Origin of the sequence: Massilia sp. YIM B02763, assembly GCF_030412015.1 — a bacterium.
Taxonomy (GTDB): Bacteria; Pseudomonadota; Gammaproteobacteria; order Burkholderiales; family Burkholderiaceae_D; genus Telluria.
Genome location: NZ_JASNRD010000027.1, coordinates 35,811 through 53,476 on the forward strand (window position 1 = coordinate 35,811; position 17,666 = coordinate 53,476).

Annotated in this window: 15 protein-coding genes and 1 riboswitch; of the genes, 12 read left to right on the forward strand and 3 right to left on the reverse strand. The window is 65.9% G+C overall.

Annotated features, from left to right (window positions below):
* Window positions 1-11: 11 nt before the first annotated feature.
* Both ahcY and metK read right to left on the reverse strand, forming a co-directional pair.
* Window positions 12-1,427: an adenosylhomocysteinase gene (gene ahcY / locus QPK32_RS23720; protein ID WP_308632665.1), complete on the reverse strand. Its 1,416-nt coding sequence runs from the start codon at window positions 1,425-1,427 to the stop codon at window positions 12-14.
* Between the two features lie 28 nt (window positions 1,428-1,455).
* A riboswitch (S-adenosyl-L-homocysteine riboswitch) is annotated at window positions 1,456-1,528 on the reverse strand.
* 97 nt (window positions 1,529-1,625) lie between these two features.
* Window positions 1,626-2,795, reverse strand: a complete 1,170-nt coding sequence (metK, locus tag QPK32_RS23725) for a methionine adenosyltransferase (RefSeq protein ID WP_290415245.1) — start codon at window positions 2,793-2,795, stop codon at window positions 1,626-1,628.
* A gap of 182 nt (window positions 2,796-2,977) precedes the next feature.
* Here metK and QPK32_RS23730 point away from each other — a divergent pair, with 182 nt between their 5' ends.
* From QPK32_RS23730 to dapF, 3 genes are read left to right on the forward strand one after another with little or no spacing between them, the layout of a single operon-like run.
* Window positions 2,978-3,829 (forward strand): lysophospholipid acyltransferase family protein, encoded by an 852-nt coding sequence (locus QPK32_RS23730; protein ID WP_290415246.1) that lies wholly within the window; start codon window positions 2,978-2,980, stop codon window positions 3,827-3,829.
* A complete protein-coding gene (locus QPK32_RS23735; RefSeq protein WP_290415247.1) occupies window positions 3,826-4,689 on the forward strand; it encodes a lysophospholipid acyltransferase family protein in 864 nt (287 codons plus the stop codon). The genes QPK32_RS23730 and QPK32_RS23735 overlap by 4 nt, the downstream gene beginning before the upstream one ends.
* 23 nt (window positions 4,690-4,712) lie before the next feature.
* On the forward strand, window positions 4,713-5,576 hold the full coding sequence (gene dapF / locus QPK32_RS23740; RefSeq protein ID WP_290415248.1) for a diaminopimelate epimerase: 864 nt from the start codon (window positions 4,713-4,715) through the stop codon (window positions 5,574-5,576).
* A gap of 210 nt (window positions 5,577-5,786) precedes the next feature.
* On the opposite strand, the gene QPK32_RS23745 is transcribed toward dapF, so the two are convergent.
* Window positions 5,787-7,364: a hypothetical protein gene (locus QPK32_RS23745; protein ID WP_290415249.1), complete on the reverse strand. Its 1,578-nt coding sequence runs from the start codon at window positions 7,362-7,364 to the stop codon at window positions 5,787-5,789.
* Between the two features lie 443 nt (window positions 7,365-7,807).
* On the opposite strand from QPK32_RS23745, the gene QPK32_RS23750 reads away from it, so the two are divergent.
* The 9 genes from QPK32_RS23750 (at window position 7,808) to hslU (ending at window position 17,603) form a co-directional block, all read left to right on the forward strand.
* Entirely contained in the window at window positions 7,808-8,890 is a 1,083-nt protein-coding gene (locus QPK32_RS23750; RefSeq protein ID WP_290415250.1) for a porin, read from the forward strand.
* Window positions 8,891-9,126: 236 nt separating this feature from the next.
* Complete coding sequence (locus tag QPK32_RS23755) at window positions 9,127-10,401, forward strand: porin (protein WP_290415251.1); 1,275 nt, start codon at window positions 9,127-9,129, stop codon at window positions 10,399-10,401.
* A 118-nt stretch (window positions 10,402-10,519) separates the two neighbouring features.
* The gene (locus QPK32_RS23760) at window positions 10,520-11,182 is read left to right on the forward strand and encodes a DUF484 family protein (RefSeq protein ID WP_290415252.1); all 663 of its coding nucleotides are present in this window, start codon (window positions 10,520-10,522) and stop codon (window positions 11,180-11,182) included.
* A complete protein-coding gene (xerC, locus tag QPK32_RS23765; protein WP_290415253.1) occupies window positions 11,182-12,135 on the forward strand; it encodes a tyrosine recombinase XerC in 954 nt (317 codons plus the stop codon). The genes QPK32_RS23760 and xerC overlap by 1 nt, the downstream gene beginning before the upstream one ends.
* A gap of 104 nt (window positions 12,136-12,239) precedes the next feature.
* The gene (locus QPK32_RS23770) at window positions 12,240-13,307 is read left to right on the forward strand and encodes a GTP-binding protein (protein WP_290415254.1); all 1,068 of its coding nucleotides are present in this window, start codon (window positions 12,240-12,242) and stop codon (window positions 13,305-13,307) included.
* A 169-nt stretch (window positions 13,308-13,476) separates the two neighbouring features.
* Window positions 13,477-13,929, forward strand: a complete 453-nt coding sequence (gene dksA, locus QPK32_RS23775; RefSeq protein ID WP_308632666.1) for an RNA polymerase-binding protein DksA — start codon at window positions 13,477-13,479, stop codon at window positions 13,927-13,929.
* 256 nt (window positions 13,930-14,185) lie between these two features.
* Window positions 14,186-15,505 carry an STAS domain-containing protein gene (locus tag QPK32_RS23780; RefSeq protein ID WP_290415256.1) on the forward strand — a complete coding sequence of 440 codons (1,320 nt, stop codon included), beginning with the start codon at window positions 14,186-14,188 and terminating at the stop codon, window positions 15,503-15,505.
* Between the two features lie 190 nt (window positions 15,506-15,695).
* Complete coding sequence (gene hslV, locus QPK32_RS23785; protein ID WP_290415257.1) at window positions 15,696-16,232, forward strand: ATP-dependent protease subunit HslV; 537 nt, start codon at window positions 15,696-15,698, stop codon at window positions 16,230-16,232.
* 33 nt (window positions 16,233-16,265) lie between these two features.
* The gene (hslU, locus tag QPK32_RS23790; RefSeq protein ID WP_290415258.1) at window positions 16,266-17,603 is read left to right on the forward strand and encodes an ATP-dependent protease ATPase subunit HslU; all 1,338 of its coding nucleotides are present in this window, start codon (window positions 16,266-16,268) and stop codon (window positions 17,601-17,603) included.
* Window positions 17,604-17,666 lie beyond the last annotated feature (63 nt).

Sequence of the window (17,666 nt, forward strand, 5' to 3'; positions counted from 1 at the left end):
GCATGCACCGATCAGTAGCGGTAGTGCTCCGGCTTGTACGGACCTTCCTGGCTCACCGAGATGTAGGCGGCCTGCTCTTCGGTCAGCGTGGTCAGTTGCGCGTTCAGCTTCTTCAGCTGCAGGCGCGCGACCTTCTCGTCCAGCTTCTTCGGCAGCGTGTACACGCCGACCGGGTAGGCGGCCGTGTTGGTGAACAGCTCGATCTGGGCGATGGTCTGGTTCGCGAACGAGGAGCTCATCACGTAGGACGGGTGGCCCGTGCCGCAGCCCAGGTTCACCAGGCGGCCTTCGGCCAGCAGGATGATGCGCTTGCCGTCAGGGAAGATGACGTGGTCCACCTGCGGCTTGATGTTCTCCCACTGGTACTTCTTCAGTGCGGCGACTTCGATCTCGTTGTCGAAGTGGCCGATGTTGCAGACGATGGCCTGGTCCTTCATCTTCTGCATGTGCGCTTCGGTGATCACGTGGTAGTTGCCGGTGCAGGTGACGAAGATGTCGCCGTGTTCGGCCGCGTAGTCCATGGTCACGACGCGGTAGCCTTCCATGGCCGCCTGCAGCGCGCAGATCGGGTCGATCTCGGTGACCCAGACCTGGGCCGACAGGGCGCGCATGGCCTGGGCCGAGCCCTTGCCCACGTCGCCGTAGCCGGCGATGACGGCGATCTTGCCGGCGATCATGACGTCGGTCGCGCGCTTGATGCCGTCGACCAGCGATTCGCGGCAGCCGTACAGGTTGTCGAACTTCGACTTGGTGACGGAGTCGTTGACGTTAATCGCCGGGAAGGCCAGCTTGCCTTCCGCGTGCATCTGGTACAGGCGGTGCACGCCGGTGGTGGTTTCCTCGGTGACGCCCTGGATTTCCGGCAGGCGCTTCGAGTACCACTGCGGATCGACGGCCAGGCGGCCCTTGATCGCGTTGAACAGGCAGACTTCCTCGTCCGAACCCGGCTTGTCCAGCACCGAGATGTCCTTCTCGGCGCGCACGCCCAGGTGCAGCAGCAGGGTCGCGTCGCCGCCGTCGTCCAGGATCATGTTGGCGTAGGTGCCGTTCGGCCATTCGAAGATGCGGTGGGTGTATTCCCAGTACTCGTCCAGGGTCTCGCCCTTGACGGCGAACACCGGGGTGCCGACCGAGGCGATGGCGGCGGCGGCGTGGTCCTGGGTCGAGTAGATATTGCACGAGGCCCAGCGCACTTGCGCGCCCAGCGCTTCCAGCGTGCGGATCAGCACGGCGGTCTGGATGGTCATGTGCAGCGAACCGGCGATGCGCGCGCCCTTCAGGGGCTGGCTGGCCGCGTATTCCTCGCGGATGGCCATCAGGCCCGGCATTTCGGTTTCGGCGATGCGGATTTCCTTCTCGCCCCAGGACGCGAGGGAGATGTCGGCAACGAGGTAATCCTGGGTGGTGTCTTTGAGTACGGCGCTCATCACGCCCTCCTTTCAAGTTAAGAAAAAAGTAACGTGAGCGCGGTGTTGATGATCCGAGCCTGGCGAAAGAGGACTCTTTCGTCGCAACGCTCCTCGGAATTCATAAGTCTAGCATGGGTGGCGCCGCGGGGCTACGTGCTTTTTGCCGGGCTTGCGGCTGCGCGTGGTGGGCACGTGGTGCCCACCATCGCATGCCGATTACGCCAGGCCGGCCGCGGCGCGCAGCGCCGCCGCCTTGTCGGTGCGCTCCCAGCTGAACTCCGGCTCTTCGCGGCCGAAGTGGCCGTAGGCGGCGCTCTTCTGGTAGATCGGGCGCAGCAGGTCGAGCATCTGGACGATGCCTTTCGGGCGCAGGTCGAAGTGTTCGGCCACCAGTTCAGCGATGCGGTCGTCCGAGATGACGCCCGTGCCTTCGGTGTAGACGGTGATGTTGATCGGCTTGGCCACGCCGATCGCGTAGCTCACCTGCACCTGGCACTGGCGCGCCAGGCCGGCGGCCACGATGTTCTTGGCGACGTAGCGGGCCGCGTAGGCGGCCGAACGGTCGACCTTGGACGGATCCTTGCCGGAGAACGCGCCGCCGCCGTGCGGTGCCGCGCCGCCGTAGGTGTCGACGATGATCTTGCGGCCGGTCAGGCCGCAGTCGCCCTGCGGGCCGCCGATGACGAAGCGGCCGGTCGGGTTGACCAGGTAGCGGGTGTCCTGCAGCCATTCCTTCGGCAGCACCGGCTTGATGATCTCCTCGATCACCGCTTCCTCGATCTGGCTGTGCGACACTTCCGGCGCGTGCTGGGTCGACAGCACGACGGTGTTCACCGACACCGGACGGCCGTTCACGTAGCGCAGCGTGACCTGGGATTTCGCATCCGGGCGCAGCCAGGGCAGGCGGCCGTCCTTGCGCAGCTGCGACTGGCGCTCGACCAGGCGGTGCGCATAGTAGATAGCGGCCGGCATCAGTTCCGGGGTTTCGTCGCAGGCGTAGCCGAACATCAGGCCCTGGTCGCCCGCGCCCTGGTCGAGGTCGATGCCAGCGCCTTCGTCCACGCCCTGGGCGATGTCCGGCGACTGCTTGTCGTAGCAGACCATCACGGCGCAACCCTTGTAGTCGATGCCGAAGTCGGTGTTGTCGTAACCGATGCGCTTGATGGTATTACGTGCAACTTGAATATAATCGACGTTTGCGTGCGTCGTGATCTCCCCGGCCAGCACCACGAGACCCGTGTTGCACAGGGTTTCGGCAGCCACGCGCGCCGTCGGATCCTGCTCGAGGATGGCGTCGAGGATGGCGTCGGAAATCTGGTCAGCGACCTTGTCGGGATGGCCTTCCGAGACGGACTCGGAAGTAAAAAGGAAGTCGTTCGAGGACAATTGGAGGCTCCTGATACTGTTAAATAATTGCCGCAGTACCGATGCCTGCGACGCTTTAGCGATATTTATATTCCGCTTCGCAAGTTGTCATTAACTCCGCGGATCCTGCTCAAAGTGGTATTTTACGCTCCTTAAAAAATTTTGGTGTAGCAAGGCATCGCTTATCCATCCTGAATCAAACCATGCTCGTTTTTTTGTTCCGCTTCATGTCAGTGTTCCCGTTGCCCGTGCTGCATGCCCTCGGCGCCGGGCTCGGCTGGCTGGTCTATCTCGCTTCCCCCTCCTACCGCCGCCGCTTGCGGGGCAATCTGGCCCTGGCCGGCTATGAAAACCGGCTGTCGGCCGCCATCGCCGAATCCGGCAAGGCCATCGCCGAACTGCCGTTCGTCTGGTGCGCGCCGCAGGAGCGCGTCACCCGCCACGTCACGATGGAGAATTGGGAACTGGTCCAGCGCCAGCTCGACTCTGGCAAAGGGATTGTATTTTTGACGCCACACCTGGGCTGTTTCGAGCTGACCGCCCAGCAAGTCTCGCTGCGCGTCGAGTTGACGGTCATGTACCGTCCGCCGCGCAAGAGCGCGCTCAAGCCGCTGGTCGAGGATGCGCGCGCGCGCCAGCACATGCACCTGGCGCCGGCCACCCTGGCCGGCGTGCGCATGCTGGTCAAGGCGCTCAAGGGCGGCCAGCCCGTCGGTGTGCTGCCCGACCAGGTGCCGCAGGAAGGCGAAGGCGTATGGGCGCCCTTCTTCGGCCGCGATGCCTACACGATGACGCTGCCCGCCAAGCTGGCCCAGCTGGGCAAGGCCGACATCCTGCTCGTATATGCCGAGCGCCTGCCGCGCGGACGCGGCTATGCGATCCGCTTCGTGCCCTTCGAGGGCGAGCTGGCCGGCACCCAAACCGAACAGGCCGCCACCATCAACCGCGCGATGGAACAATTGATCGCGCTTTGCCCGTCCCAGTATTTCTGGAGCTACAACCGCTACAAGCGCCCGCAAGGCGTCGATGCACCGCAAGCCGAGGTCGTTCAATGAGGTTCCTGATTGCCTTGCTGTGGCTGCTGCATTGGCTGCCGCTGCCCATTCTCGGCCGCATCGGCACCGCCGTCGGCAGCCTGATGTATTACGCCATCCCGAAGCGCCGCAAGATCGCCCTGGTCAACCTGCGCCTGTGCATGCCCGAACTGAGCGAGGCCGAGCGCGTGGACATCGCCAAGCGCCACTTCCAGAGTTATTCGCGCAGCATCCTGGAACGCTCGCTGATCTGGTGGGCGCCGATCCCGCGCCTGCGCCGCCTGATCCATGTCGAACCGGCGGTGCCGCAGGCCGAGATGGAAAGCGGCCCGACCATCCTGCTGTGCCCGCACTTCGTGTGCCTGGACGTGGCCGGCGTGGCATCGCGCGTGATTCCCGTGGCGACGATCTATTCGCCGCAGAAGAACAAGGCCTTCGACGACCTGCTGCGCTACGGCCGCGAGCGCTTCGGCCCCGTGCGCCTGTTTACCCGTACCGACGGCGTCAAGCCGATCCTGCGCGCGCTGCGCGACGGCCTGCCCTATTTCATGCTGCCCGACATGGATTTTGGCGAAAAGGATGCCGCTTTCGTGCCCTTCTTCGGCATTCCGGCCGCCACGCTGACGGCGCTCGGCCGCCTGTCCGCGGCCGCGAATGCCAAGGTCATCCCCGTCATCGCTACTTTCCTGCCAAACTACAAGGGTTACCGCGTCGTGTTCTATCCGGCCTGGCAGGATTTCCCCGGCGACGACATGATCGCCGCCACGCGCCGGATGAACGCCTTCATCGAGGAACGCGTGCGCGAGCATCCGGCGGAATACTTCTGGACGCATAAACGCTTCAAGACCCGCCCGAATGGCGAACCGTCGTTCTACGACTAAGTATTAATTAGGATTTTTAGTACATGAAACTGAAGTTCACCAAGATGCACGGTGCGGGCAACGACTTCGTCGTCATCGACGCCGTCAACCAGGCCCTCGACCTGGGTCCGGAACAGTGGCGCCGCCTCGCCGACCGCCGCTTCGGCATCGGCGCCGACCAGATCCTGATCGTCGAACGCCCGACCGAGGCCGGTTGCGACTTCCGCTACCGCATCTACAACAACGACGGCGGCGAAGTGGAACAGTGCGGCAACGGCTCGCGCGCCTTCGTGCGCTTCGTGAGCGACAAGGGCTTGACGGACAAGCGCAGCATCCGCGTGCAGACCATGGCCGGCATCATCACGCCGCGCCTGGAAGACGACGGCAGCGTGACGGTGGACATGGGCGCGCCGATCCTGGAACCGGCGCGCGTACCGTTCGACAGCGCCGGCCTGGACGGCACGGCCCAGGGCCGCGACACGCTGTGGCCGCTCGCGGTACGCGTGGGCGCCGAGGAACGCACGGTGCTGGTCTCGGCCGTCTCGATGGGCAATCCGCACGCGGTCCAGGTGGTCGACGACGTCGAGACGGCTCCCGTGCTGGAGACCGGTCCGCAGATCGAACACCATCCGCGCTTCCCGAAACGCGTCAACGCGGGCTACCTGCAGGTGCTGGACCGCGGCCACGTGAAGCTGCGCGTGTTCGAGCGCGGCGCCGGCGAAACCCTGGCCTGCGGCACCGGCGCCTGCGCCGCGGTCGTGGCGGGCATCCGGCGCGGCCTGCTCGACTCCCCCGTCGAGGTGCAGGCGCGCGGCGGCCGCCTGACCATCCGCTGGGCCGGCGAAGGCGAGCCTGTATACATGAGCGGGCCGGCCGAGACCGTCTTCGAAGGCGAGATCGAGATCTGATCCAGGGGTCAGAGCCCGGTTTTGCCTCTAAAGGGCTCTGACCCCGGAGTTGCCTGCCGTCGAACAGCCGGGGTTGGCTTTGCGGCTGAACACCGACGGCCAGGGTTCTTTCAGCTTTGCGGCTGAACACCGGGGTCAGAGCCCCTTAAAGGAAGAACCGGGCTCTGACCCCTGCCTGAGCCGCTTTAAACGAAGAACCGGGCTCTGACCCTATGCCGCCAGTGAATAATCCGTATCCACGTCTTCCGGCAGCAGGCTGCGCAGCCGATACAGGCGCTGGCGGTAATTTCCTTCCGTACCGCCCGGACTGCAATCGATTCCCTCGAACAGCAGCCGCACGCGATCGAGCAGTTGGCGCTCCTGGACCGTCTCGATCAGTACGAGACGGCGCCGGCTGCGCCCATAGCTGGCGCGGATGTCGATCACGAGGCAGTGGCCGCGATCGGCGCTGCACACATCCAGCAACAGGGCCTCGGCCCGGCTGAGGCCGAACGCCAGTGCCAGTTCCAGCCGCGCCGCCAGCAGCGGATGGGCGGACAGGTCGCGGCCGGCGAGCAGGCCCGCCAATCCCTTCCAGGCATCCGGCGGGCGCGGCGCGATCTTGCGCACGGCCACGCTCGCCTTCGGGCAGCCCTGGCGTGCGGCCTGCTGCAGCCAGAACAGGGCACGCACGTCGTTGTTCTCGTTCTCGCGGCGCGCGCGCCAGGCGGCATTGCCGCACTCGAGCTGGGCATCGCGGTAACCCATGCCGGCCGCCTGCTCCAGGTATTTTTGCGCCTCCACGACATTGCGCTGGGAAAATTCGGGCTTGATATAGATGCGCGACAGCGCGTACCAGGCTTCGGCCAGGCCCTGCTCGCCGGCCTGCGTCAGCCAGCGCACCGCCTTCTTGAAATTGGCCGCCCCGCTGCCGCCCGGGATGCGCTTGCCGTCGATGCGCATGCGTGCACACCATAGGCCGAGCGCCAGCTGGGCATGACGGTCCTGCTCGGTGGCCGCCAGCTCCCAGAAGCGCTGCAGTTCGGCCGGCCCGACGTCGTGCGCCGCCGCGTTGGCGGCCACCAGCCGGGCGCAGCGCGACAGCAGCAGCACCTCGTCGGGCGCCAGGCGGGCGGCGGCGCGGCCCTGGGCGGCCTCGGAGCCGGCCAGCGCGCGCGCCAGCGGCAGGGCGCGTGCCAGGTAGGCGGCGCGGTCGCCGCTCTCCCAGTCCTGCTCGAGCTGGGCGAACTGCGCCGGCTCGAGCCCGTTGTCGGCCGCCTCGCGCAGCCAGCGCCTGCCGGCGGCCGCATTCGGCGCAGGTGCCGGCGCGGCGGGCACGGGAGCGGACGCGGCGGCCTGCGGCTGGGACGCCTGCGGCTCCGGGGCGACGCCATGCTCGCGCGCCAGCAGCCACTGCGCTTCCGGGAAGCCGGCATGGGCCGCCTCCTCGAGGGCGCGCAAGGCCTTGCTGCGCTGGAGGGCGGCCGGGCGCTTGTCGCGCGTGCCGAGCACCAACTGGGCATAGACCAGTCCGGCGCGCGTGAGGCCGTTGTCGTAGGCGCGTTCGTACCAGAGCGTCACCGGGTGCGGGCTGTGGCGGGCCAGGTCGAGGGGAATATGGTTGCCGATGAGTTCCCAGGCCTCGGCGCAGCCTTGTTGGGCGGCACGGTCGAGCCAGTGCAACGCCGTGGGCAGGCTGCGCGGCAGGCCGGCGCTGCCGAACAGATAGAGTCGTCCCAGCGCCAGCTGGGACTCGGCGCGTCCGGCCCGGGCACCGCGGATCACTGCCAATTCTTCGCGATTTGCCATCGTTCTTTGTTTGAATGTAAGAGACGTCGAGAAAATGCGCGCAGAAGCGCACGGATCGGCTCCAATGGACTCATCTGGAGCGCTTTTCGACGGCAGGGATGTCGGATGGCCCAGAGTCTAAAGCCGCGCCGGCACGATTCGTTTGCGATTTGTCGAGCCTTTGAGCGGGCACAAATATGACCATGTCATGCGGATGAAATAATGCCTTCGAGAAACTTAAACTAACCCGAAGTTTGTTACCTCCTCATGACAGATGCGTTTCGAAAATACAACAGCACGATTGGTTTTATTGGCTTTCCACCAAGTGAAACGGTCATAATTGACCAACCCACCAATCTTGACGCATTAAGCATTTAAGGTTCACACATCCGAGTGTTCAGAAACTAATAAAAATCTCAATGCTCTCCGGATTCCTTCGATTCATTTTATAAGGACATAACTAGATGAAAAAATCACTCTTGGCAGTCGCTCTGCTGGGCGCATTCGCCGGCGTAGCACACGCTCAAACCTCGGTTCAGATCTACGGTAACATCGACGTCGGCGTCAACAAGAGCTCCGGCCAGACCCTGAACATCGGCAAGCGCGCTGCCAACACCCTGGGCTTCAAGGGGACTGAAGACCTGGGCAACGGCCTGAAAGCACTGTTCCAGATCGAAATGCGCTACGAGCCGGACACCGGCACCACCGAAAACGGCAACAACCGTCCGCTGTTCCAGGGCCAGAGCCGCGTCGGCCTGCAGGGCGACTTCGGTATGGTCCGCCTGGGTCGCGGCCTGACCCCGTACCAGGAAATCGTCGGTTCGTTCGAACCGTGGCACGGCCTGCCGAACCAGGCCGGCTTCTATACCGACATCTCGGTCGCCGGCTTCGTGTCCGCTCCGCTGGATGCCCGCTACGGCAACGGCACCCCGGGCTCGGCCAACCAGAACCGTATCTCGAACGCGATCTTCTATAACTCGCCGGTCGCTGGCGGCTTCCAGGTGAACGCATCGTGGGCGTCGAAAGAAGCCAACGGCGGCGCAGCCATCACCGGCCAGGGCGTCGGCGCGGCATCGTACGCTGCCAACTCGCAGGCTTCGGTGAACCCGTTCTCGGTCGCCGGTACCTACAACAACGGCCCGGCGGCAGCGATGCTGGCCTACGAGCGCAACGGCGTCGAAACCAAGGTCTGGTCGGGCGCCGCATCGTTCGCCGTGACCCCGGAACTGAAGCTGATGGCGACCTTCTCGAAGCAGAACCAGGAGCACATCAACACCATCCGTCCGGATACCAAGGGCTGGGTGCTGGGCGCGACCTACGCCGTCGGCCCGGGCAAGATCCTGGCTGGTTACGGCCAGAAGGACCAGGACAACTCGGTCGCCAAGACCAAGCAGATGTCGCTGGGCTACGAGTACAGCCTGTCGAAGCGTACCTACCTGTACATCGACGCATCGCGCAAGAAGGACATCATCAACCCGGTCACCGGCGGCCTGGCTGGCGTCCCGACCGTCAACTACTACGACGTGGGCATCAACCACTCGTTCTAATCGCGACACGAGCGCGGGGCCTCGCCCCGCCAGCGCGATCCGCAAGGGCGGACCTGGGCAACCGGGTCCGCCCTTGTTGCATTCGGCCCCGCTATCCGCAGCGCTCGTCCGATCCGCGCCACACCCCGCCACTTCATTGAACAAGCTTAAACGCGGCGCCGGCGCCCGCGCCCATGCTGTCCGGGCAGACGGCACGGCGTTCCTGCCTGCCGCCGCTGCCCTGTGAAGGAGGAGCGATGAACAAGTCCCTGCGCGCCGCCATCTGCACCGCCGCCCTGCTGCCCGCCGCGGCGCCGGCCCAGACCAGCGTCCAACTCTACGGCATCGCCGACGCCGGCGTGATGTGGCAGCGCGGCTCCTCGCCCAAGATCATCAGCGGCGGCGCCGACGGCTCGCGCCTGGGCATCAAGGGCAGCGAGGAACTGGGGCGCGGCCTGAAGGCCGTCTTCAACCTCGAGGCGCGGATCGAACTCGATACCGGCACCCAGTGGCCCACGCTGGTCAACGAGAACCAGGGCTACTACCTCACGCGCGGCATGGAATCCCTGCCCGCGCCCATCCTGGCCGCCGTGCGCCGATCGCTGCAGCCGCCCGGCGGTCCCGCCGTGAATCCGGAAAAAGCCTTGTTCGACCGCACCGCGATGGGCGGCCTGGTGACGCCGTTCGGCGCGATCCTGCTGGGACGCATGTACACGCCCGGCTACGAAGTGTTCGCCGCCGCCGACGCCTTCGAGGTGGGCACCGGCGGCACCTGGGGCAGCGTCACGGGGGGCACGGCCGGCTTCACGGCGCTGGGCGCCGACATCCGTTCCCAGCGCGCCCTGCAGTGCCGCATCGCGCTGCCCTCGGGCCTGGGCGGTTCGCTGATGGTGGCCGGGCGCGGCTCCGGCTACCTCGGCCTGTACAACAAGTTCTGGGGCGCGGCGCTCACGTACAAGGCCGGTCCCTGGGACGTGGGCGTGGGCCACAACCACGGCTACGACCCGCGCGGCGCGCCGAGCCTGCGCTCGACCACCATCGGCGGCTCGTATCTGTGGGAAGACTGGAAGTTCTTCGCCGGCTGGCACGACCAGCGCAACCGCAACTCGGCCTGGCTGCCGACCTATATCGCCGGCTGGGATGCGCAGATCGCGCCGGCGCTGGCGCCGCTGGGCGCGGCCACGGCGGCCGCCCTGCGCACCGTGTTCGTCGACAACATCACGATCAACAGCCAGCAGGATGCGGCCAGCGTGCAGGTCGGGCTGCAGTACCGGCGCGGTCCGGGACGCATCGTGGCATCGGTCGCGCACCAGGACGACCAGACGCCGTCCGACAGCGACGCCACCCTGTTCGCGCTCGGCTACAACTATTACCTGTCCCGGCGCACCGACATCTATGCGGTGGCGTCCTTCATCAAGAACGACAACGAGGCGCAGTACAGCCCGGCGACGGCGGGTGCGCCGGGCGGTTTCACCAAGTTCCCCGGCGAAGACGGGCGCGCCTTCCAGCTGGGCGTGCGGCACCGGTTCTAGGCGGCTCCCGGCGGCGCAAAGCGTGGCGCGGGCGCCCCGTCCGCCAGGTTTTTGTGCATGGCAATCGTTGCGGTCAGGTAAAATGAGCGACCAACTTTTGCAACACGACCACGCAGCAATGAGCGCTCTCCTGGATTCCACCGCCGTCGCCCAGTACCTGGCCGACCACCCGCAGTTTTTCGAAGAACACGCCGCCCTGCTGGGCGAAGTCAGGCTGTCCAGCCCCTTGACCGGCCGTGCCGTGTCGCTGCAGGAGCGCCAGATGGAAGTCATGCGCGCCAAGTACAACGCGCTGGAACTGCGCATGGCCGGCCTGGCGCGCCATGCCGAGGAAAACGCGGCGATCGCCAACCGCTTCCACGGCTGGACCCAGCAATTGCTGCGCACCCATGACGCGGCCGCCATGCCCGCCGCCGTCGCCGACGGCCTGGTCGAACACTTCATCGTCCCGCAAGCCACGCTGCGCCTGTGGAACCTGAAGCCGGACCACGAAGGCAGTGCCTACACGGCAGGCGTCAGCGACGACGCCCGCCTGTTCGCCAGCAGCCTGCGCGCGCCCTACTGCGGCCCGAACCGCGATTTCGAAGCCGTGCGCTGGCTCGAGAACGCCGACGACGTCCGCTCGACCGCGCTGGTCGCCCTGCGCGCCGGCGGCACCGCCTTCGGCCTCCTGGTGCTGGGCTCGAACGATCCGGAACGCTTCGGCGCCGCGATGGCGACCGATTTCCTCGTCCACATCGGCGAGACCGCCAGCACCGCGCTGGCGCCGCTGCGCGCCTGATGGACATCGCGGCCGCCGATGCCTGGTCCGGCCGCTACCTGGCCGAGCTGGCCACCCAGCGCCAGCTCTCGCCGCACACGATTGCCGCCTACGGGCGCGACCTGGCCGAACTGGCCCGCCTGGCCGGCCACGCCGACTGGGCGCGCCTGACCCATGCGGACATCCGCCGCTTCACCGCCAAATTGCACGCCGACGGCCAGGGCCCGACCTCGATCGCCCGCAAGCTGTCCGGCTGGCGCGGCTTCTTCGAATGGCTGTCGCGCCAGGTGACGCTGGCGGCCAACCCGGTCGACGGCGTGCGCGCGCCGCGCCGTCCGAAACGCCTGCCGAAGGCGCTGGCCGTGGACGATGCCGTGCAGCTGATGGAACACCATGCGCACGGCCATCCGGATCCGGCCGAACTGTGCAACCGCGCCATGTTCGAACTGCTGTATTCGAGCGGCTTGCGCGTCTCCGAGCTGGCTGGGCTCGACGTGCGCTACGTGGCGGCCGGCGAACACGCACCGGCTTCGCTCGGCTGGCTGGAGGCGGATGCCGGGGAAGTCGTCGTCACCGGCAAGGGCAACAAGATGCGCCGGGTGCCGGTGGGCGGACCGGCGCGCGCCGCGCTGGCCGCCTGGCTGGCCGTGCGCCCGCCGGCGCGCGACGGCAGCCACGCGCTGTTCCTGAGCACGCGCGGTACCCGCATCAGTCCGCGCGTCGTGCAGCAGCGCCTGAAACTGCACGCCCAGAAGGCCGGCGCGCCGGTGCACGTCCATCCGCACGTGCTGCGCCACTCCTTCGCCTCGCACCTGCTGCAATCGTCGGGCGACCTGCGCGCCGTCCAGGAACTGCTCGGCCACGCCAGCATCACCTCGACCCAGGTGTATACCGCGCTCGACTTCCAGCACCTCGCGGCCGTCTACGACAAGGCCCACCCGCGCGCCAAACGCAGAGACTCAGGCAAAGACTGAGCGAATACGGCCGCATCCGTGGCTGGTGGTGACATTCCATAAATTCCGGCATAATCCATCGATTCTCCGGAGCCCATCGGGCCCTTCTGATTGGATGACGACATATGGAATTGATCCCGAGCACTATCCTGACCGGCTTCCTCGGCGCCGGCAAAACCACGCTGCTCAACCGTATCCTGCAGGAACAGCACGGCCTGCGCATCGCCGTCATCGAGAACGAATTCGGCCAGGAAAACATCGACAACGAGATCCTGGTGCAGGATCCGAGCGAGCAGATCGTCGAGATGAACAACGGCTGCATTTGCTGCACCGTGCGCGGCGACCTGATCGTCGCCCTGACCAACCTGGCGAAGAAGCGCGAGGCCGGCGAGCTGAACTTCGACCGCGTCGTCATCGAGACCACGGGCCTGGCCAATCCGGGTCCGGTGGCCCAGACCTTCTTCGTCGACGAGGAAGTCGGCGCCCACTACCTGCTCGACGCGGTGGTGACCGTGGTCGACGCCCGCCACGCCATGGACCAGCTGGACCGCCACGAGGAAGCCCAGCGCCAGGTCGGTTTCGCCGACAAGATCCTGCTGTCCAAGACCGACCTGGTCGATGCCGCCGCGCTCGAGGCGCTCAAGGCGCGCATCCGCCGCATCAATCCGCGCGCCCCGATCAGCACGTCCGACTTCGGCCGCGCGCCGATCGGCGAAGTGCTCGACCTGCGCGGCTTCAACCTGAACGACAAGCTGGAACTGGATCCGGACTTCCTCGCCGCCGAGCACGACCATGACCACGATCATGATCACAAGCACGGCCCCGGCTGCGGTCACGATCACGAGCACACCGAGGCATGCGGCCACGGCCATGACCACCACCACAGCCACCACACGGACGACATCGCCGCCTTCGTGTTCAAGAGCGAGCGCGCCTTCGACCCCGAGCGCCTGGATCAATTCCTTGGCAGCATGGTGCAAGTATTCGGCCCCAACATGTTGCGCTACAAGGGCGTGCTGCTGATGGCCGGGGCGGATCGCAAGGTCGTTTTCCAAGGCGTGCATCAAATCATGGGCAGCGACCTGGGTGCAAAGTGGGCGGAAAACGAGGCGCGTGGCAGCAAGATGGTATTTATTGGTAAAAATTTACCGCAAGACGTCTTTATTCGCGGATTGGAACAATGTTTGGTATAAACTAGCCCGGTTCTATGGACTGAAAAGCCCTGTCACACGGAAAGGCAGGGCAGGCGCGGAGGGGTTTCGCGCCTTACGGTAGCCACCCGCGCGCACAACTCAGCAACAGGGTCAGCGCCGAGTTAGCTGTTAAAATGGAAACTCTGTCGTATCAAAGGTAAGTGAAGTCATGACTAAAACAAGCAAACCGAATACCGTTGCGCAGCCCGAAGAACGCCTCCTGACGGAAGAAGAAATTCGGGCCATGAGCGACGACGACTACATGAACCCGGCACAGCTGGCGTTCTTCAAGAACCGCCTCCAGGAGCTCGAAAAGGAACTCCTCAAGAATGCTGGCGAGACGACCGAGCACCTGCGCGAAACGGTACTCGTCCCCGATCCGGCCGACCGCGCCACCATCGAGGAAGAGCACGCGCTGGAACTGCGTACCCGCGACCGCGAACGCAAGCTGCTCAAGAAAGTACAGCAGTCGCTGGCCTCGATCGAGACCGGCGAATACGGCTGGTGCGAAGAAACCGGCGAACCGATCGGCATCCCGCGCCTGATCGCCCGTCCGACCGCCACGCTGTCGCTGGAAGCGCAGCAACGCCGCGAACTGAAGCAGAAGCTCTACGGCGACTGATCGCCGCCGCGCCCCACGAAAAAGCATGCGCCTGTCGCATGCTTTTTTGTTTTCAGGCCCGTGCACATATATGCACGAGACATTTCCTATCGTCTACACTAGCGACACGAGCGACAGCCGCGCGTGCGACACACGCGGCGATTGACGCAACGCAGTTGTGCGTGCCATGCAGCGCGCGTGGCCGTGCTACTGTTTCGACCGGCATCCCGGCCCTGCCGAGCGCGATGTCGACTGGATTTCCGCCGACGAGGAACACGTGGGTTTTTTCTCCTTCCTGAAGAAAAAGAACGATGCGCCCGCCGCTGCTCAGGCGCCCGCTACTGCGCCCACTCCAGCGCCCGCCCTCGCCGGCCCGTCCACGCGCATGAGCCTCGAGACCGAGGAGGAACGCGAGCGCCAGCGCGAGATCGCGCGCGCCACCGCCGCCAAGATCGACGAGATCGAGCTGGAGATGATCGCCGACATCTTCGACGACGAGACCTGGGCCGGCAAGCGCCGCGTTCCCGCCGCGGCGTCCGGCATCGCCGCGGCCGCCGCGCCGGAACCCGACGCGGACAGCCTGTTGGGCGCCGAGGAATTGCCCGATGCGGCGGCCGCGCCATCCAGCGCGCCGGCCGTCGAGGAAGCCGCCATCCTGTACGCCAACGACCAGCTCGACGCCGCCTGCCTGGTATTGCGCGCCAGCCTGGCCGAAGCGGGAAGCGAGCGCCAGCCCTGGTGGATGCTATTCGACCTGTACCAGGTCATGGGCCTGGAACGCGAGTTCGACAGCGTCGCGATCGACTATGCGAGCCGTTTCGAGACGTCGCCGCCGGCCTGGACGCCGTTGTCCGCGCCTGGCGCCGCCGCACCCGCGCGCCAGTTCGCCGGCCCCGTGCCGACCGCGATCCTGTCCGGCAGGCTGGACGAATCGATCGGACCGCAACTGGCGCGCGCCCTCGCGTCCTCCCCCAGTCCGCTGGTGCGTTTCGAGTTCCAGGCGGTGACGGACGCCACCCCGGCCGGCTGCTTCCTGCTGCTGTCCGCCCTGCAGACGCTGCGCGGCAGCGAACGCGAACTGGTGCTGGCCGGCGCCGACCAGCTCGCCGCCCTGCTGCGCCCGATGCTTGCCATCGGCGAGCGCGCCGCGTCCGAAGCGCCCTGGCTGCTGCTGCTGGAACTGCTGCTGCTGGCCAACCGCGAAAAGGATTTCGAGGAAACGGCGATGGATTACTGCCTCACCTTCGAAGTCTCGCCGCCCTCGTTCGAAGCGCCGAAGCTGGCCGCCATCAGCCTGGGCGCCAGTCCGGGGCCGACGGCCGACCGCTTCCTGCTGCCGGCCGCCATCCGCGGCGACGCCACGGCGCTCCTCGACGCCATCGCCGCGCACGCGGCCCAGCATCCGGCGCTGGTGCTGGATTGCTCGCGCCTGGCGCACATCGACTACGCGGCCGCGAACGCGCTGGCAGCCCAGTTGCGCGGCATTGCCGGCCATGGCCGCGAGGTCGTGCTGCGCGACCTGAACCACGTCGTCGCCGTGCTGCTGCGGCTGCTGGGTGCGGGCGGGCAGGTGCGTCTCTACGCCCACAAGTATTGATCATAACCGTAGGGTGGGCACCATGTGCCCGCCAAATGTCGGCACTGCGTCTGCGCTCGGTGGGCACATGGTGCCCACCCTACGATCACACTCTTGCCGAATAGGCAAGAATTGACGATCGACACGTCAATATCTTGCAATTTCATATGACATCCCCACTTGCGGTGAGCAGATCAACCACGAGGCAAATATGGAACAATTTCACGGCACGACGATCGTCAGCGTCCGGCGCGGCAACCAGGTAGCGCTCGGCGGCGATGGACAAGTCACCTTGGGTAACGTCGTCATGAAGGGTTCGGCGCGCAAGGTGCGCAAGCTGTACCAGAACAAGGTGCTGTGCGGCTTCGCCGGCGGCACGGCCGACGCCTTTACCCTGCTGGACCGCTTCGAAGCGAAACTGGAAAAACACCAGGGCAACCTCCTGCGCGCCTCGGTCGAGCTGGCCAAGGACTGGCGCACGGATCGCGTCCTGCGCCGCCTGGAAGCCATGCTGTTGGTGGCCGACCGCGAGAAGACCCTGATCATCACCGGCAACGGCGACGTGCTCGAACCGGAAGACGGCATCGGCGCGATCGGCTCGGGCGGCATCTATGCGCAGTCGGCCGCCAAGGCCCTGCAGGAAAACACGGACATGGCCCCGGCCGACGTCGTCAAGAAGGCGCTGACCATCGCCGGCGAACTGTGCATCTATACGAATATGTCGCACATCATCGAGACGCTCGACTGAGCGTCCGACAGGGAACCTGAAATGAACCAACTCATGAATATGACCCCTTCCGAAATCGTGTCGGAACTGGACAAGCACGTCGTCGGCCAAGGCAAGGCCAAGCGCGCGGTATCGATTGCCCTGCGCAATCGCTGGCGGCGCCAGCAGGTCGAGGAACCGCTGCGCCACGAGATCACGCCGAAGAACATCCTGATGATCGGCCCGACCGGCGTCGGCAAGACCGAGATCGCGCGTCGCCTGGCCAAGCTGGCCGACGCGCCCTTCATCAAGGTCGAAGCGACCAAGTTCACCGAGGTGGGCTATGTCGGCCGCGACGTCGACACCATCATCCGCGACCTGATCGACATCGGCATCAAGCAGACCCGCGCCAGCGAAATGAAGAAGGTGCGCCAGCGCGCCGAGGACGCGGCCGAAGACCGCATCATCGACATCCTGGTGCCGCCGGCACGCGACTTCGGCTTCAACGTCAGCAATGGCGACGGCAAGGAAGGCGGAGACACCACCCGCCAGACTTTCCGCAAGCGCCTGCGCGAAGGCGCGCTCGACGACAAGGAAGTCGAGATCGAGGTATCGGACGCTGCGCCCCAGATGGAAATCATGGCGCCGCCGGGCATGGAAGAAATGACCGAGCAGATCAAGTCGATGTTCGCCGGCGTCGGGGCCGGACGCAAGAAGCCGCGCAAGATGAAGGTCAAGGAGGCCTTGAAGCTGCTCATCGACGAAGAGGCCGCCAAGCTGGTCAACGAAGACGAGATGAAGCAGAAGGCCATCGCCAACGTCGAGCAGAACGGCATCGTGTTCCTGGACGAGGTCGACAAGATCGCCTCGCGTTCGGAACACGGCGGCGCCGACGTCTCGCGCGCCGGCGTCCAGCGCGACCTGCTGCCGCTGGTCGAGGGCACGACGGTGAACACGAAGTACGGCATGATCAAGACCGACCACATCCTGTTCATCGCCTCGGGCGCCTTCCACCTGTCCAAGCCCTCGGACCTGATTCCGGAGCTGCAGGGCCGCTTCCCGATCCGCGTCGAGCTGGAATCGCTGTCGATCGAGGACTTCAAGAGCATCCTGACCGCCACCCACGCCAGCCTGACCAAGCAGTACGAGGCGCTGCTGGCGACCGAGGGCGTGAAGCTGGAGTTCGCCGAGGGCGGCATCCATCGCCTGGCCGAGATCGCCTATTCGGTCAACGAACGCACCGAGAACATCGGCGCGCGCCGCCTGTACACGGTGATGGAAAAGCTGCTCGAGGAGATTTCCTACTCGGCCAGCGACAAGTCTGGCCAGACCCTGACGATCGACGCCGGCTACGTCAACGAGCGCCTCGACGCGCTGGCCGTCAACGAAGACCTGTCGCGCTACGTGCTGTAACGCGACGCTGCACGGGCGCCCGCGAGGGCGCCTTTTTTTTGGTTCATCGCGCTTTCCCGGGGA

Excerpts from the sequence above, each read along its gene's own strand:
- dksA (WP_308632666.1), top strand. The coding sequence starts at position 13,477 with ATGACTAAAACAAGCAAACCGAATACCGTTGCGCAGCCCGAAGAACGC.
- QPK32_RS23735 (WP_290415247.1), top strand. The coding sequence starts at position 3,826 with ATGAGGTTCCTGATTGCCTTGCTGTGGCTGCTGCATTGGCTGCCGCTG.
- QPK32_RS23745 (WP_290415249.1), bottom strand. The coding sequence starts at position 7,364 with ATGGCAAATCGCGAAGAATTGGCAGTGATCCGCGGTGCCCGGGCCGGA.
- QPK32_RS23750 (WP_290415250.1), top strand. The coding sequence starts at position 7,808 with ATGAAAAAATCACTCTTGGCAGTCGCTCTGCTGGGCGCATTCGCCGGC.
- xerC (WP_290415253.1), top strand. The coding sequence starts at position 11,182 with ATGGACATCGCGGCCGCCGATGCCTGGTCCGGCCGCTACCTGGCCGAG.
- hslV (WP_290415257.1), top strand. The coding sequence starts at position 15,696 with ATGGAACAATTTCACGGCACGACGATCGTCAGCGTCCGGCGCGGCAAC.
- hslU (WP_290415258.1), top strand. The coding sequence starts at position 16,266 with ATGAATATGACCCCTTCCGAAATCGTGTCGGAACTGGACAAGCACGTC.
- dapF (WP_290415248.1), top strand. The coding sequence starts at position 4,713 with ATGAAACTGAAGTTCACCAAGATGCACGGTGCGGGCAACGACTTCGTC.
- QPK32_RS23730 (WP_290415246.1), top strand. The coding sequence starts at position 2,978 with ATGCTCGTTTTTTTGTTCCGCTTCATGTCAGTGTTCCCGTTGCCCGTG.
- QPK32_RS23760 (WP_290415252.1), top strand. The coding sequence starts at position 10,520 with ATGAGCGCTCTCCTGGATTCCACCGCCGTCGCCCAGTACCTGGCCGAC.
- ahcY (WP_308632665.1), bottom strand. The coding sequence starts at position 1,427 with ATGAGCGCCGTACTCAAAGACACCACCCAGGATTACCTCGTTGCCGAC.
- QPK32_RS23770 (WP_290415254.1), top strand. The coding sequence starts at position 12,240 with ATGGAATTGATCCCGAGCACTATCCTGACCGGCTTCCTCGGCGCCGGC.
- QPK32_RS23755 (WP_290415251.1), top strand. The coding sequence starts at position 9,127 with ATGAACAAGTCCCTGCGCGCCGCCATCTGCACCGCCGCCCTGCTGCCC.